The following is a 12,782-nucleotide window of genomic DNA, read 5'->3' as shown; positions in this document are numbered from 1 at the left end:
TGACTTTGATAAAGCATGACCTAGACAAATAACAAGACCATAATAACGAGATCATAATAATGGCAACTGTACAAACACCGCGCCTAAGCCTGCGCCCCTTTACCGCCGCCGATGCAGCCGACCTACTCGAGTATCTGTCCAGCCCCATACCCAGCTGTTTTGCAGGCGATAAAGTCACCTCGATAGAGGCAGCCGTAGCAAAAATCGCCAAACGACAAAAAGACGAGGGCGACTATCTTGCCGTGTGTCTGAATGAGACGGGCAAAGTGATTGGCGAGATATTCTATGTCAAAGAAGAGCCAGACACTTATTCTGTCGGTTGGAACTTTAATGCGCAGTTTCATGGCAAAGGCTACGCCAGAGAGAGTGCACAGGCATTTATTAATTATTTATTTGACAAAGCCGATGCCAGACGGGTCTATGCTTATGTCGAAGTAGACAATAGCGCCTCACAAAAGCTGTGCGAGCGGTTGGGTATGCGTAAAGAAGGGCACTTTGTGGAGTTTATCTCGTTTATCAAAAATGCAGACGGCACGCCAAAGTATGAAGATACCTTGCAATATGCCATCTTAAAAAAGGAATGGCGGGCAAAGCGTGACGCTGCAAGCTAATTGGTATCGGCAAAAATGACCCCACCAGCGCTATAATACGCACTATCAACCATGAGAATAAAACGAGGGCACGGTGAATAAAGCACGCATCGCAGTACTTGCCATATTGACACTCTTGGTCATCAATTTGTGCTTTGTGATATTTAGCAACTTGGTCGGGATGCAGGCGTTTCCTGATTATTCACCCATGGTAATGACATTATTTAATGTGTTTTTGATTACCCTTGGACTGCTCAGCGTATGGCAGCTGTTTACAGGGATTGACGGTCATGCGATGCGCGGCAAGATACTGTTATTGCTCGCGGTGGAGTTTTTTTTGGTGTATGTGGCAGGCATTACTAATATCTTCCCGCGCTCGGTCGCGCCGATGGGGCAGATGCTATTTACGGCAGAAATATTTGGCGCGGTGCTGGCGGTGCTGCTGTTTGCGAGTGCGAGCTGGTATATGAAGGCGATGTCTGTGCCTGAATCTGTGTGATGGGTGTGGGGTGATGTGAAAAAAGGACACGGTGGGTGTCCTTTTTTGGTTAGATACTATTTTTGGTCTCTAGTCCTAATATGTGCTTGCGTATCTAACGGAATTAAATCTGCATATAGATCTTCTAACTCTTTTGGTTTAGTAATCAGCTCATCTGCAATAAAGTTCAAAATACTAAATAACTTCTCGGCTACTTCTGCATTATCATCTAAGTTTATCTGCCCAGGATGTACTGCGTTATTTCCTACTACTCTTAGTAAGTCTAAAGCTTGCTGTATCTTAGGGCTTAATCCTTCCGTTACTAAGTCCTTTATATCATCATTAATTTTCTTCCCACTCTTACCTATTTGTTTTAAAAGCATTTGAAGAGCTAAGCGCAAAAGAGCGGTAGAACCTTTTGGTGAATCCACTAAGATAGTTGAAGCTTCAATATAAAGAGCTTTTATACTTTCATCTAAGTCTTCATTAGGTGGTGGAACTGTAGTTTTCTTAGGATAGACAATTTCCCCATTCACCCACAAAGTAAAATTGTTACATGAGGCGCAAGTTGCCACTGAGAAGCCATTAGGTATGAAATTATAAAATTTCGACTGGAAGATATTACCCACCTTCCTTAGGAAATTACTAATTTCTTTTTGGGTGTAATCACTCACAGCTGATCTATAGTCCAAGTAAATGTCGTTAAGAATTTCTCTGGAAATATTAGATGCATTGTGAGCTAAAAACCATTGCTGTGTGGCAAAAGTATTACAATGTGGACATTTGAATTTTTTACTTCCATGTTCTGGTAACATTTACTACTCCATAGGCTGTCTATATAAGACAATATATTAAAGGAAAATCAATATTAAAACTTACAACACCTCAAACCCAAACTGACCCAGCGCCTCACGCAAAGTCGCAATATTATAATAACCATGAGAATTAATTATATTTTAAACATTCAATATATGGCGTTACCGATGACCACTCTATTCAGCTAAAATCCAGCCACTATCCCCATCTACCATCGACTCATTAAACACCCGTGCAAAGCCTTCCTGAATCAGCTCAAAACGTGACGGTGTAGGCTCGTTGTCTACTTTGATGACAGGTGCGTCTATCGGCGTGATGGCTTGCCATTGCGTACTTTGATTGGCTTTATCGGCTAACACAAAACTAAAGAAAGCCGTATCACCTGCCATCATACGCAAATCATCAACGACCAGTTGTTCGGTTGCATCGCTAGTAGTAGAAGTGGCGGGTAGCATTTGGGCGCGATACCCTGTCCAGTTACCAGAGAACCAATCAAGACGCTGGGCGTAGGGTCGGCTTTGCGCTGGCAGGTTTGCCCGTAGCGTCTGCGCGTTGTCGTACTGCATCAAGTAGCGATACTCAGGTAAGCGGCTATCTAAGACACTCCCTCTGAGTTCAATCAGTCTATGCTCATTATCTTCGGCAACGGTACGCCACATGAGTATCGTCGGCAGGACAGGCATGGTTTTGAGTTTTATGATAGCAATGCCAGCGGTAGCTAAAGTTTGCTTAGCTTGCGACTGTGCATAGTACTTCAGTCCTAAGCCGAGCAGTAAATAACTACTACTGAGCAGCAGCATCCAAACGGCAATGCGTTGACAATTCATCAGCAATCCTGCCTTGAATACCGTAAGTTTGCACCCTTTGATAAGTCCCACAATCAGGGCGACGAGGAGCGGTAAGGTATAGAGTGGATCAATGATAAAGATGGAGGCAATACTGATTGGGGTTATCTGCAACGGGTCTTGTAGCGGCCAAAATAGCTGCGTGCCGTAGACAGTAAAGCTGTCCAAGATAGGATGGGTAGTCAACACCAACGTCATGGCGAGTGCTAAGCGCCGCGTTGAATAGGGTAGCGGCATATCGCGCCAGTGATGATAGCGACTGATTAGCCAAGCGCCACCGATACCCACTGCGGTCAGGACAAATAATGAATGACTAAAGCTGCGATGGTAGGTCATGTCACTGATGGGATCGGGGTAGCTGATAAGCACATCTAAATCAGGTAGCGTGCCTAGTATCGCCCCGTATAGGTAGGCTTTGCGACCCTGATATTTACCAAGTATCGCCCCTTGGACGCTCGCACCTAAGACGATTTGACTGAGTGAATCCATATGCGCTCTTGTCAATTTAAGGGTTTAGGTTAATTACAATACGTCAAAGTTGTGCGCCGTCAACGCTTCTCTAAGCATCGCAATATTATAATATGCATGCGCGTTGACGGTATTTTGAAAAAAGATATAAAGCGTATCAAAATGCTGACGCTGATTGGCAATCGCTTTCGCCCAGTCCTGCATCTCCACCTCACTATAACGGTAATCATGACGATCAGCCGCGCTCATCGCGTCCCACCAGTTCAGGTTATTGCCATGCATACGCAAATAACCAGTACGTTCAGTAAATATCAGCCGTGATGGTGGTAGCCCGCCGACTTTTGGATAATCGACACTACACCAAATCAGTCCTTGCTGTACAAAACTATCGACCACTTGCGGGGTGTGCCAGCCGTTATGACGAAACTCAATGGCGAGTGGATAGTCTTGAAACCAACTGACGAGATTGGCCAGATAGAGACGATGCTCGCGAGTACGGTCAAAGCCGTGCGGAAATTGGAGCAATAACGGTGCTAAGGCGTCGGCGTCCACCAGCGGGGATAGGGCATTTAAAAATGCTTCGGCGTGTTCAGGCGTGCATTTACGGACATGAGTAAAGTCTTGATGTAGCTTGACGGCGAATTTGAGCTGGCTGTCTGTTTGTACATACGCCTTATCAATCATCCCCGCAAAGGCTTTTTGACCAATGGGTGCGTAGAATGTGCTGTTTATTTCAACTGCACCATATTGCTTGGCATATTCACGTAGGAAGTCGGTCTTTTTGGTGCCTTGTGGGTACAGCGTACCGAGCAAATCGGTATCGCTATAGCCACCAGTACCAAGATAAATACGCGGGGTAGGGGAACTGTCCATGTTGACCACTCACTGCCGTTTGAGGTGATAAAATTTGCTACGATATCTTTTATTATCGCTTATTCGAACAGCTACTTTTTACGCGACCACAGCCATTCAATCAATGCCAGTAGCGCGTCATTATTTTTGCCAATATTATCTTGATTGCTACTAAGCTCACGACTGATAGCCGCGCGTCCGTCATTGAAGAGCGACTGCGCATATTTAGTTGCGTCATCGACACCCATCAGTTTTACATAGGTAGATTTATCTAATTTTTCGTCGCTACCTGCAGGTTTACCAAGCGTATCTGTCGTCATCGTGACGTCCAGTACGTCATCTTGAACTTGAAAGGCAAGACCGATATGTTGGGCGCACTCTTCCAACGCCATGCGCTGTGGGGCCGTTGCGCCTGCACAGATGCCGCCCATGAGCATCGCCGCTTCAATCAACGCCCCTGTTTTATCACGGTGGATGGCTTCTAAATCGTTTTGCACAATATCAGTACTGGCCTCGGCATTCAGATCCAGCATTTGACCAGACACCATGCGTCGTGCGCGAGGGGCAAATATGGCCAATAACTGGCTTGCAATATCTGCATCGAATGGCGCAAAGGTTGGCATCTCTGCGGCCAATACTTCAAACGCGAGCGTCTGCAACACATCCCCTGCCAGCAGCGCAGTCGCTTCATCAAAGGCAATATGAGCAGTCGGCTGACCACGGCGCAGTTCGTCATCATCCATACAAGGCAGATCATCATGCACCAAGGAATAAGTATGCAGTAGCTCTACGGCCAATGCAGCGCGGCGTGACATATCATAGTCCGAGTCATTTTCTAGCAATGAGTCTAGATCAGTATTGAGCGTGTCGATGTCGTCATTGCGCTCGTCTGTACGTTCACTATTACCGCTATTAATACTGGCAAAAGCGCTGGCAACCATCAATGGGCGCACCAATTTACCTTGTCCAGTCATGACATAACGACAGGCATCTACCAGTGGGCTTGGCAGCTTGGCATAAGCAAACAATACCTCGATATCTTGCGCCAGTTGCGCGCGCACAGCACCATGAAATTGCTCAGTGCTTTGAAAAGAAACAGCGTTAAAAGGGGTAAAGCCAGAAGAGATAGCGCTAGAAGTAAGGGAAACCGTCATAATCCAACCATTTATCAGGGATACAATGAAAACTTATTAGGGACAAGGTAAAAACGGTATTAGTGTAGCATGATAGGTCATATTGCTTATGTGAGACACCGTATCAATCGTTTGTTTTTTGCATTTTATGGCTGTCATCTGTTCAAAAATGAAGCAGTACAATCGTAACCTTACAACACGTCTTGGTTACGTATCGCTGATGTCACTTGCTGGTTGAATATGCTTTGATAAAAGCGCAAGCTAAGTAAGTCATATTGATTGGGCTACACCAACGGTTTATCATCCTTGAGGTGGTGGACCATGAATAAAAGCAAGACCGAAGACATTCAAAACAGCAACTCAGTATACAAGCATTCACTAAAACACTTTGCGCATAAGGTAAATGCCTACAGGTGATTTAAGAGTGACTTGCGAGTATGGCATTAGCTTGTGACAGTTAGGGGCATAATCCCCTACACTAATTGACGTGAAAATGGTCTGATGTTGACTGTAATGGGTTTTTACTCAGCGTATTCAGTCATCAATTGTCAGTGTCAGACCATGTCTCAGTCAGTATTTTAATAGCAGTATTTGCAACATATAAATAAAGCGCCGTGTGATGGGGTACAAGAGACGTCAAAATAAGTATCACATCATGAGCGCTGGATAATAAAGACATCTTCACTCGTGCGCCCTCTATGTGTTTGTCTTTACGACATCACAGGCGCACAGTGCTATTACCCATTTTACTAACAGTAACTGGCTATTTATTTTAATTCAAAACGTAGCTTTCGTTATATAGAAAGGAGTTTCAAATGGTATACCAAGGAAATCGCATCACGGTGACAATGCTAGAGGATGGCATCGCCAACATGCACTACAACGCCGAAAATGAGAGCGTGAACAAATTTGATGCCGAAACCAACAAACAGTTTGGTGAAGCCGTTACTGCTTTAGAAAAAGCGGACGACGTCAAAGGTCTTATCGTCACTTCAGGCAAAGGCGTGTTTATCGCTGGTGCTGATATCACAGAGTTTGTGGCTTCTTTCAAAAAATCAGAAAGCGAGATCAAAGATTGGGTCGTTCATGTCAATGACGCTTTCAATCGTTTTGAAGATTTGCCATTCCCAAAAGTTGCGGCAATTAATGGCGCGGCAATGGGCGGCGGCTGTGAAATGACTTTGGTATGTGAATACCGCGTCATGAGTGACAAAGCGATCATCGGTCTGCCAGAAACTCAGCTAGGTATCTTCCCAGGTTTTGGTGGTACGGTTCGTAGTACACGTATCATTGGTATCGATAATGCGCTTGAGCTTATCGCTACTGGCACACCAAAAAAACCACTTGATGCGCTAAAACTCGGCTTGGTTGATGCAACCGTACCGGCTGACGACTTACAAGATGCAGCCATTGATCTGGTTAAAAAATGTATCTCAGGTGAGCTTGATTGGCAAGCAAAACGTGAAGAAAAACTGGCTCCTGTTAAGCTAAACCAGCTTGAGCAAGCTATGGCGTTCAACAGTGCCAAAGGTGCTATTTTCGCTAAAGCCAATCCTAAGCAGTACCCAGCACCAGCCCTCGCTATCGAAGCGATCGAAAAACACGTCAATCTATCGCGTGACGAAGCGATTGAAGTTGAAGCCGCCGGTTTTGCAAAAGCTGCTAAAACCCCGCAAGCAGAGAGCTTGGTTGGTCTTTTCTTAAACGATCAGCTGGTCAAAAAACTGGCCAAAAAACACAGCAAGCTTGCACACGATATTAATGAAGCGGCTGTATTAGGCGCTGGTATCATGGGTGGCGGTATTGCGTATCAGGCAGCCAGCAAAGGCTTGCCAATTATCATGAAAGACATCAAATCTGAGCAATTAGATCTTGGTATGGGCGAAGCCAGCAAACTGCTTGGTAAAATGGTTGAGCGTAAGAAGATGACCCCAGCGAAAATGGGTGAAACCTTAAGCCGTATCCGTCCTACTTTGAACTATGGTGACTTTAGCGAGACTGATATCGTTATCGAAGCCGTCGTAGAAAATCCAAACGTGAAGCGTGCGGTTCTAAAAGAAGTAGAAGGCTTAGTAAAAGACGACTGTATCCTAGCGTCAAACACGTCGACTATCTCTATTACCTATCTTGCTGAGGCGCTTGAGCGTCCAGAAAACTTCGTCGGTATGCATTTCTTTAACCCAGTACATCGCATGCCACTGGTCGAAGTTATCCGCGGCGAAAAATCTTCTGAAGAAGCCATCGCGACTACCGTTGCTCTAGCCTCTAAAATGGGCAAAGTGCCAGTTGTGGTTAACGATTGCCCAGGTTTCTTGGTCAACCGTGTATTGTTCCCATACTTTGGCGCGTTTGATTTATTGCTCAAGCAAGGTGCTGACTTTGCTCATGTTGATAAAGTCATGGAAAAATTCGGCTGGCCTATGGGTCCTGCATACCTAATCGACGTGGTCGGTTTAGATACCGGTGTACATGGCGCAGAAGTCATGGCGGATGGTTTCCCAGATCGCATGAAACCAGACTATAAAGGTGCCATTCAGCATCTGTATGAGAACGAGCGTCTTGGTCAGAAAAACGGCGTAGGTTTCTACAAGTATGAAACTGACAAGCGCGGTAAGCCAAAGAAAGTTGCTGACGAAGCCACTTATGAGTTATTAAAAACCACGACTGACAGTGACAAGCAAGAATTCGACGATCAAGCGATCATTGACCGCACTATGCTGGCTTTCTGCAACGAAACCGTTCGCTGCCTAGAAGACAACATCGTAAGCACGCCAAGCGAGGCCGACATGGCGATGATTATGGGCGTCGGTTTCCCGCCGTTCCGCGGTGGCCCTTGCCGTTATGTCGACCAAATGGGTCTAGATAACTACTTGGCACTATGTGAAAAGTACGCTCATCTTGGCAAAGCTTATGAAGCCCCGCAAAAGATTCGCGATATGGCAGCCGCAGGCGAGACTTTTTACTCAGTTGAGTAATGAACATACCGTATTAGGATAAGTGTGGTACGTCTGCCAGAACAAAGATAGCAATGGATTTATCACTATTTTTTCATGACAGATGTGCTGTTTTCGCTGATTCACGACAGCGTGCTAAATGATACTTAACGTCAACGCATATTGCACATGATGCACAGCGTAAGACCAATAAATCATAACGCTGACGTGAACGGTCTACACTGACAATAAAAATTGAAAAGGAAGATAGTATGACAACTTTAAGTCCAAATGATGTGGTCATCGTGGATGGCGTACGCTCGGCAATGGGCAAAACCAAAAACGGTATGTTCCGTCATGTACGTGCGGACACCATATCCGCTGAATTGGTACGCGCGCTAGTAGAACGTAACGACTTTGATACCAATGACATCGAAGATATTATCTGGGGCTGTGTTAACCAGACCCTAGAGCAAGGCATGAACATCGGTCGTAACATTGGCCTCTTGGCGGGTATTCCAAAAACTGCTGGTGGTCAAACAGTTAACCGTCTGTGCGGCTCATCTATGCAGGCACTACATACCGCAGCTGCACAAATCATGACCAACCAAGGTGATGTGTTTATCATTGGCGGTGTTGAGCACATGGGTCACGTCGGCATGATGCATGGTATTGATCTAAACCCTGCTGCTTCTAAGCACTATGCAAAAGCCTCAAATATGATGGGCTTGACCGCTGAGATGCTAGGCCGTATGAATGGCATTACGCGTGAAGAGCAAGATGCTTTTGGTCTTGAGTCGCATCGCCGTGCATGGGCAGCGACCACTGAGGGTCGTTTTGACAATGAAATCATCGGTATCGAAGGTCATGATGCTGATGGTCGCTTACAACTATGTACTGTAGATGAAGTCATCCGTCCAGACGCGACCATGGAGCAAATGCAAAAACTACGTCCAGCGTTTGATCCAAAAGGCGGTACCGTCACAGCGGCAACGTCATCTGCACTATCTGACGGTGCATCAGCGATGCTAGTGATGAGCGCGCAGAAAGCAAAAGATTTAGGTCTCAAGCCGCGTGCCCGTATCCGTAGTATGGCAGTTGCTGGTTGTGACGCAGCCATCATGGGCTATGGTCCTGTCCCTGCTACCAACAAAGCACTGAAACGTGCTGGCATGAGTATCGGTGACATGCAAACCATCGAGCTAAACGAAGCCTTTGCCGCGCAAGGTTTGTCAGTCCTAAAAGCACTGAACTTGACCGACAAGCAAGACATCGTCAACATCAACGGTGGCGCGATTGCTCTGGGTCATCCACTCGGCTGTTCAGGTGCTCGTATTACAGTAACCTTGCTCAACGCAATGGAGCAGTCAGATACCGAAATCGGTCTAGCAACGATGTGTATCGGTCTTGGCCAAGGGATCGCCACTATTATTGAGCGTGTTTAATTTTAAAATCGGTAGCCAGTTTGTAACATTTGTTGATTAAAAACGCTCTAATAATGACCCCTAGCCGTGATGGCTGGGGGTTTTTTGTGAATATAATGAGCGAGTTAATGCTTGGCGTAGTCAAGAGCATACACGTACTGATGAAAATTATCTCCATTGACGCATTCAAGAAACTGTGCCTAAATAAGGGTGAGCTGAGCTAAGACTATTATTGATGAAAATTCTAATGATGGTCATTTTAAAATAGCTTTTAATAATAAATATCAGCCGTACAAGGAGTGTACTATGTCTACGATGATTACTGATCGTACTTACCGAATTGCTCGTGAAAACACCCAAGCGATGATTATCGATGTACAAGAACGCCTCACGCCACATATCTATGATCACGAAAATATCGTCAAAAAAACAGTGACCATAATCAAAGGACTGCAAGCGCTTGGTATCCCCATCATGCTCAACGAGCAGTATAAAAAAGGATTGGGCGATAGCTTGCCAGAGCTTCGTGATGTGCTAGAGGGCGACAATGCCAAGAGCTTTGAAAAAGTCACATTTAGCGCCTGCGATAACAATGACACATGGCATCATTTAGCGCAGCAAAACCGTAGTACGGTTTTGCTTATCGGAGTTGAGGCGCACGTCTGTGTGTTACAGACCGCGCTTGATTTGCTAGACAATGGGATGCAACCGGTCATTATTGGCGATGCTGTTGGCTCGCGTTTTCCATACGACAAAAAACAAGCCATTCGCCGTATTCGCCGTGCAGGTGGGATAATCTCGACAGTAGAAACCATTTTGTTTGAGTTATGCCGTAGCAGTGAAGACCCTGCCTTCAAAACCATTCTTAATCTGATTAAGTAGATGGTTGTATAATAGGATGACTGAGTCATTTGACCCAATGACTTATAAAAGTTATAAAAGATAGCGCTTGATAACATCAGCGCTATTTTGTTGTTAGCCACACCGTAATGTGTAAAATTCTTAAAAAATCAGAGAGAAATATGTCCTCAAACACACCTGTGTCATTGACCGATCAAAAATCTGCTGCAACTATCGACATAGAGGATGTCACTCATTTCTTACTAGAGCTAGATGCGCTCAAACGCGTAAATCGCCGTAGTTACGTGACTGATACCGATCGCAGAGAAAACTCTGCCGAACACTCTTGGCATTTGGCCATGGCATGCTGGTCGATTGCTGATCTATTTGAGCTAGATGTCAATCATGAAAAACTGCTAAAGATGGCACTGGTACATGATTTGGGTGAGATCGACGCTGGTGATACGTTTTTGTTCGCAAATAGTCGTAGCGAGGCACATATTGAGGAACGTGTTGGCATCGCCCGATTGCAAGCAGAGCGTGGTAACGGCATCGAGGCTTTGAGTGAGGTTTGGGAGGAGCAAGAAACGGGTAGTAGTAAAGAGACTCAACTGCTCAGAGTGGTTGATCGCTTATTGCCATTTTTACTTAATCTCAATACCGAGGGAAAAACGTGGATTGAGTCTCAGGTGACGCGCTCACAAGTGGCAGCGGCGCTTGCTTTTATCAAACACAGCTTTCCTCCTATTCATGATTGGCTCTCACACAATATTGACTATGCGACCGAGCAAGGATGGTTGATCGACGCGTAAATCTATAAAAACGCTAGGCATAAAAAAGCCCAGTTGAGCATTGTGATCTATGCTTCACTGGGCTGATATTCTTGAGCACTTTTACACAGTCATGCTACTCAGCGCTTGCCATTCCCAATAGTTGACCCATTTGTACCACGCTATTGGCATTCATGCTATCTAGCCAATCGGCTTTTGCTGCTTTTGGCAACACTAAGATAGCCGTTGAGCCTAAATAAAAACGACCAAGCTCTTCGCCTGCCGCAAACTGCATATCGTGATCCGCTTCCTGTATATCATCCGTGCGAGCAATCTTACCTGTCGCGACAGTCTCAATACCAGCGACAATCATAGCGCCTACCATGACAACGGCCGCTTTGCCATATTTGGTATCAAACATGCAGACCAAACGCTCATTACGCGCAAACAAGTCCGGCACATTAGCTGCCGTGGTATTGTTGACCGAAAACAGCGTACCAGGGACGTAGCGAGTTTTGGTCAGCGTACCAGTAAATGGCATATGAACACGGTGATAGTTGCTAGGTGCTAGATAGATTGTCGCAAAGCTACCATCGGCAAAATAACTGCCATCTTCGCTATCAGCGAGCAATTGGCCAACGTCATAATGACGACCTTTGGCTTGTAGCATCTTATGATCTTTAATTTGTCCAAGCTGAGAGATGATACCGTCCGCAGGACTTACGATGCCGTTTGCAGTGGTATCGATGGTGCGAGCATCTTCTTTTAGCTCACGGGTAAAAAAGTCATTGAAACTCTCATAAGCGTTGAGGCTCTGGCGCTCATACTCATCTAGGCTGATATTATAAGCTTTGGCAAAACCACGGATAAAGGTACGTTTGACATAAGGATGACGACTGGCGGCCAAACGTCCAGCGACTTTACTGAGCTTTTGCTGCGGCACAAGCTGTTGTAAGGTGGTAAATACATTCATAATAAGGCTACCAAAATAGGATGTGATGTCATTATTGCATAGGCAAGTTAATAGTCATATTTTATCATGGACAGCGTATTATTGTCTGACCATAAACTGTAAGCCATTTATAAATAAAGAAGGTCGTAAATGAAAGCACTGATACAACGAGTGAGCCGTGCCAGCGTCACTATTAATGAGCATTGTGTTGGCAAAATTGGTCATGGGATATTGGCCTATATTGGCTTGGGTCATGATGATGATTTCGCCGCCGCCCAGCGGATGATTGACAAAATATTGACCTATCGCATTTTTGAAAATGATGACGACCCTGCCAAATTTGGTAAACTGGATAAAAACGTTCAGCAAGTCGGCGGCGGATTGTTATTAGTGTCACAATTTACGCTAATGGCAAAAACGGATAAAGGTCGCCGCCCTGACTTTGGTGGCGCGATGGCACCTGATGCGGCACAAGCGCTGTTTGAGCAACTCATCGACTATGCCAAAACCCAGTATTCAAATGTAGCCACTGGTCAGTTTGGCGCTGATATGCAAGTTGAAAGCGTCAATGATGGACCACTCAATTTTCTATTGGAGATCTGACACCAGAGTGTCATCAGGCTGTCATAATTAATCCGTTTAATAGATAGAGACTGGTGAGTATTTATCGCCTTTTTATAT

12 protein-coding genes are annotated in these 12,782 nt (G+C 45.4%); 7 read left to right on the top strand and 5 right to left on the bottom strand.

Annotated features, from left to right (window positions below; all coding sequences use genetic code 11):
* Nucleotides 1-59: 59 nt before the first annotated feature.
* Together ACHUET_RS12200 and ACHUET_RS12195 are read left to right on the top strand one after the other, a co-directional pair.
* On the top strand, nucleotides 60-611 hold the full coding sequence (locus ACHUET_RS12200; RefSeq protein WP_394213148.1) for a GNAT family N-acetyltransferase: 552 nt from the start codon (nucleotides 60-62) through the stop codon (nucleotides 609-611).
* Between the two features lie 73 nt (nucleotides 612-684).
* Complete coding sequence (locus ACHUET_RS12195; protein ID WP_394213146.1) at nucleotides 685-1,089, top strand: hypothetical protein; 405 nt, start codon at nucleotides 685-687, stop codon at nucleotides 1,087-1,089.
* Between the two features lie 56 nt (nucleotides 1,090-1,145).
* Here the strand turns inward: ACHUET_RS12195 and ACHUET_RS12190 are convergent, their stop codons facing one another.
* From ACHUET_RS12190 to ACHUET_RS12175, 4 genes are all read right to left on the bottom strand, one after another.
* Nucleotides 1,146-1,883, bottom strand: a complete 738-nt coding sequence (locus ACHUET_RS12190) for a DUF4145 domain-containing protein (RefSeq protein WP_394213144.1) — start codon at nucleotides 1,881-1,883, stop codon at nucleotides 1,146-1,148.
* Between the two features lie 177 nt (nucleotides 1,884-2,060).
* Nucleotides 2,061-3,218, bottom strand: coding sequence for a metal-dependent hydrolase (locus ACHUET_RS12185; protein ID WP_394213142.1), 1,158 nt, complete (start codon nucleotides 3,216-3,218; stop codon nucleotides 2,061-2,063).
* Between the two features lie 33 nt (nucleotides 3,219-3,251).
* A complete protein-coding gene (locus ACHUET_RS12180; RefSeq protein ID WP_394213141.1) occupies nucleotides 3,252-4,070 on the bottom strand; it encodes a DUF72 domain-containing protein in 819 nt (272 codons plus the stop codon).
* A 71-nt stretch (nucleotides 4,071-4,141) separates the two neighbouring features.
* On the bottom strand, nucleotides 4,142-5,203 hold the full coding sequence (locus ACHUET_RS12175) for a polyprenyl synthetase family protein (RefSeq protein ID WP_394213139.1): 1,062 nt from the start codon (nucleotides 5,201-5,203) through the stop codon (nucleotides 4,142-4,144).
* Nucleotides 5,204-5,997: 794 nt separating this feature from the next.
* Here ACHUET_RS12175 and fadB point away from each other — a divergent pair.
* The 4 genes from fadB (at nucleotide 5,998) to ACHUET_RS12155 (ending at nucleotide 11,191) form a co-directional block, all read left to right on the top strand.
* On the top strand, nucleotides 5,998-8,157 hold the full coding sequence (gene fadB / locus ACHUET_RS12170) for a fatty acid oxidation complex subunit alpha FadB (RefSeq protein WP_394213137.1): 2,160 nt from the start codon (nucleotides 5,998-6,000) through the stop codon (nucleotides 8,155-8,157).
* A 230-nt stretch (nucleotides 8,158-8,387) separates the two neighbouring features.
* Entirely contained in the window at nucleotides 8,388-9,560 is a 1,173-nt protein-coding gene (fadA, locus tag ACHUET_RS12165; protein WP_394213135.1) for an acetyl-CoA C-acyltransferase FadA, read from the top strand.
* A 285-nt stretch (nucleotides 9,561-9,845) separates the two neighbouring features.
* Nucleotides 9,846-10,421, top strand: a complete 576-nt coding sequence (locus tag ACHUET_RS12160) for an isochorismatase family protein (protein WP_371532978.1) — start codon at nucleotides 9,846-9,848, stop codon at nucleotides 10,419-10,421.
* 140 nt (nucleotides 10,422-10,561) lie between these two features.
* Nucleotides 10,562-11,191, top strand: a complete 630-nt coding sequence (locus ACHUET_RS12155) for an HD domain-containing protein (protein WP_394213133.1) — start codon at nucleotides 10,562-10,564, stop codon at nucleotides 11,189-11,191.
* 94 nt (nucleotides 11,192-11,285) lie between these two features.
* On the opposite strand, the gene asd is transcribed toward ACHUET_RS12155, so the two are convergent.
* Nucleotides 11,286-12,122, bottom strand: a complete 837-nt coding sequence (gene asd, locus ACHUET_RS12150) for an archaetidylserine decarboxylase (RefSeq protein ID WP_394213131.1) — start codon at nucleotides 12,120-12,122, stop codon at nucleotides 11,286-11,288.
* A 129-nt stretch (nucleotides 12,123-12,251) separates the two neighbouring features.
* On the opposite strand from asd, the gene dtd reads away from it, so the two are divergent.
* Nucleotides 12,252-12,704, top strand: a complete 453-nt coding sequence (dtd, locus tag ACHUET_RS12145) for a D-aminoacyl-tRNA deacylase (protein WP_394213129.1) — start codon at nucleotides 12,252-12,254, stop codon at nucleotides 12,702-12,704.
* Nucleotides 12,705-12,782: the final 78 nt, after the last annotated feature.

The sequence above is a fragment of the Psychrobacter piscatorii genome, from assembly GCF_043641605.1.
Taxonomy (GTDB): domain Bacteria; phylum Pseudomonadota; class Gammaproteobacteria; order Pseudomonadales; family Moraxellaceae; genus Psychrobacter; species Psychrobacter piscatorii_C.
Note: the sequence above shows the minus strand (reverse complement) of the source record. Positions and strands in the feature narration are given on the sequence as shown.

Bases quoted from the DNA above. Each gene is read 5' to 3' on its own strand.
- ACHUET_RS12190 (WP_394213144.1), bottom strand. From the start codon at position 1,883: ATGTTACCAGAACATGGAAGTAAAAAATTCAAATGTCCACATTGTAAT.
- dtd (WP_394213129.1), top strand. From the start codon at position 12,252: ATGAAAGCACTGATACAACGAGTGAGCCGTGCCAGCGTCACTATTAAT.
- asd (WP_394213131.1), bottom strand. From the start codon at position 12,122: ATGAATGTATTTACCACCTTACAACAGCTTGTGCCGCAGCAAAAGCTC.
- ACHUET_RS12155 (WP_394213133.1), top strand. From the start codon at position 10,562: ATGTCCTCAAACACACCTGTGTCATTGACCGATCAAAAATCTGCTGCA.
- ACHUET_RS12160 (WP_371532978.1), top strand. From the start codon at position 9,846: ATGTCTACGATGATTACTGATCGTACTTACCGAATTGCTCGTGAAAAC.
- ACHUET_RS12200 (WP_394213148.1), top strand. From the start codon at position 60: ATGGCAACTGTACAAACACCGCGCCTAAGCCTGCGCCCCTTTACCGCC.
- ACHUET_RS12180 (WP_394213141.1), bottom strand. From the start codon at position 4,070: ATGGACAGTTCCCCTACCCCGCGTATTTATCTTGGTACTGGTGGCTAT.
- ACHUET_RS12185 (WP_394213142.1), bottom strand. From the start codon at position 3,218: ATGGATTCACTCAGTCAAATCGTCTTAGGTGCGAGCGTCCAAGGGGCG.
- fadA (WP_394213135.1), top strand. From the start codon at position 8,388: ATGACAACTTTAAGTCCAAATGATGTGGTCATCGTGGATGGCGTACGC.
- fadB (WP_394213137.1), top strand. From the start codon at position 5,998: ATGGTATACCAAGGAAATCGCATCACGGTGACAATGCTAGAGGATGGC.
- ACHUET_RS12175 (WP_394213139.1), bottom strand. From the start codon at position 5,203: ATGACGGTTTCCCTTACTTCTAGCGCTATCTCTTCTGGCTTTACCCCT.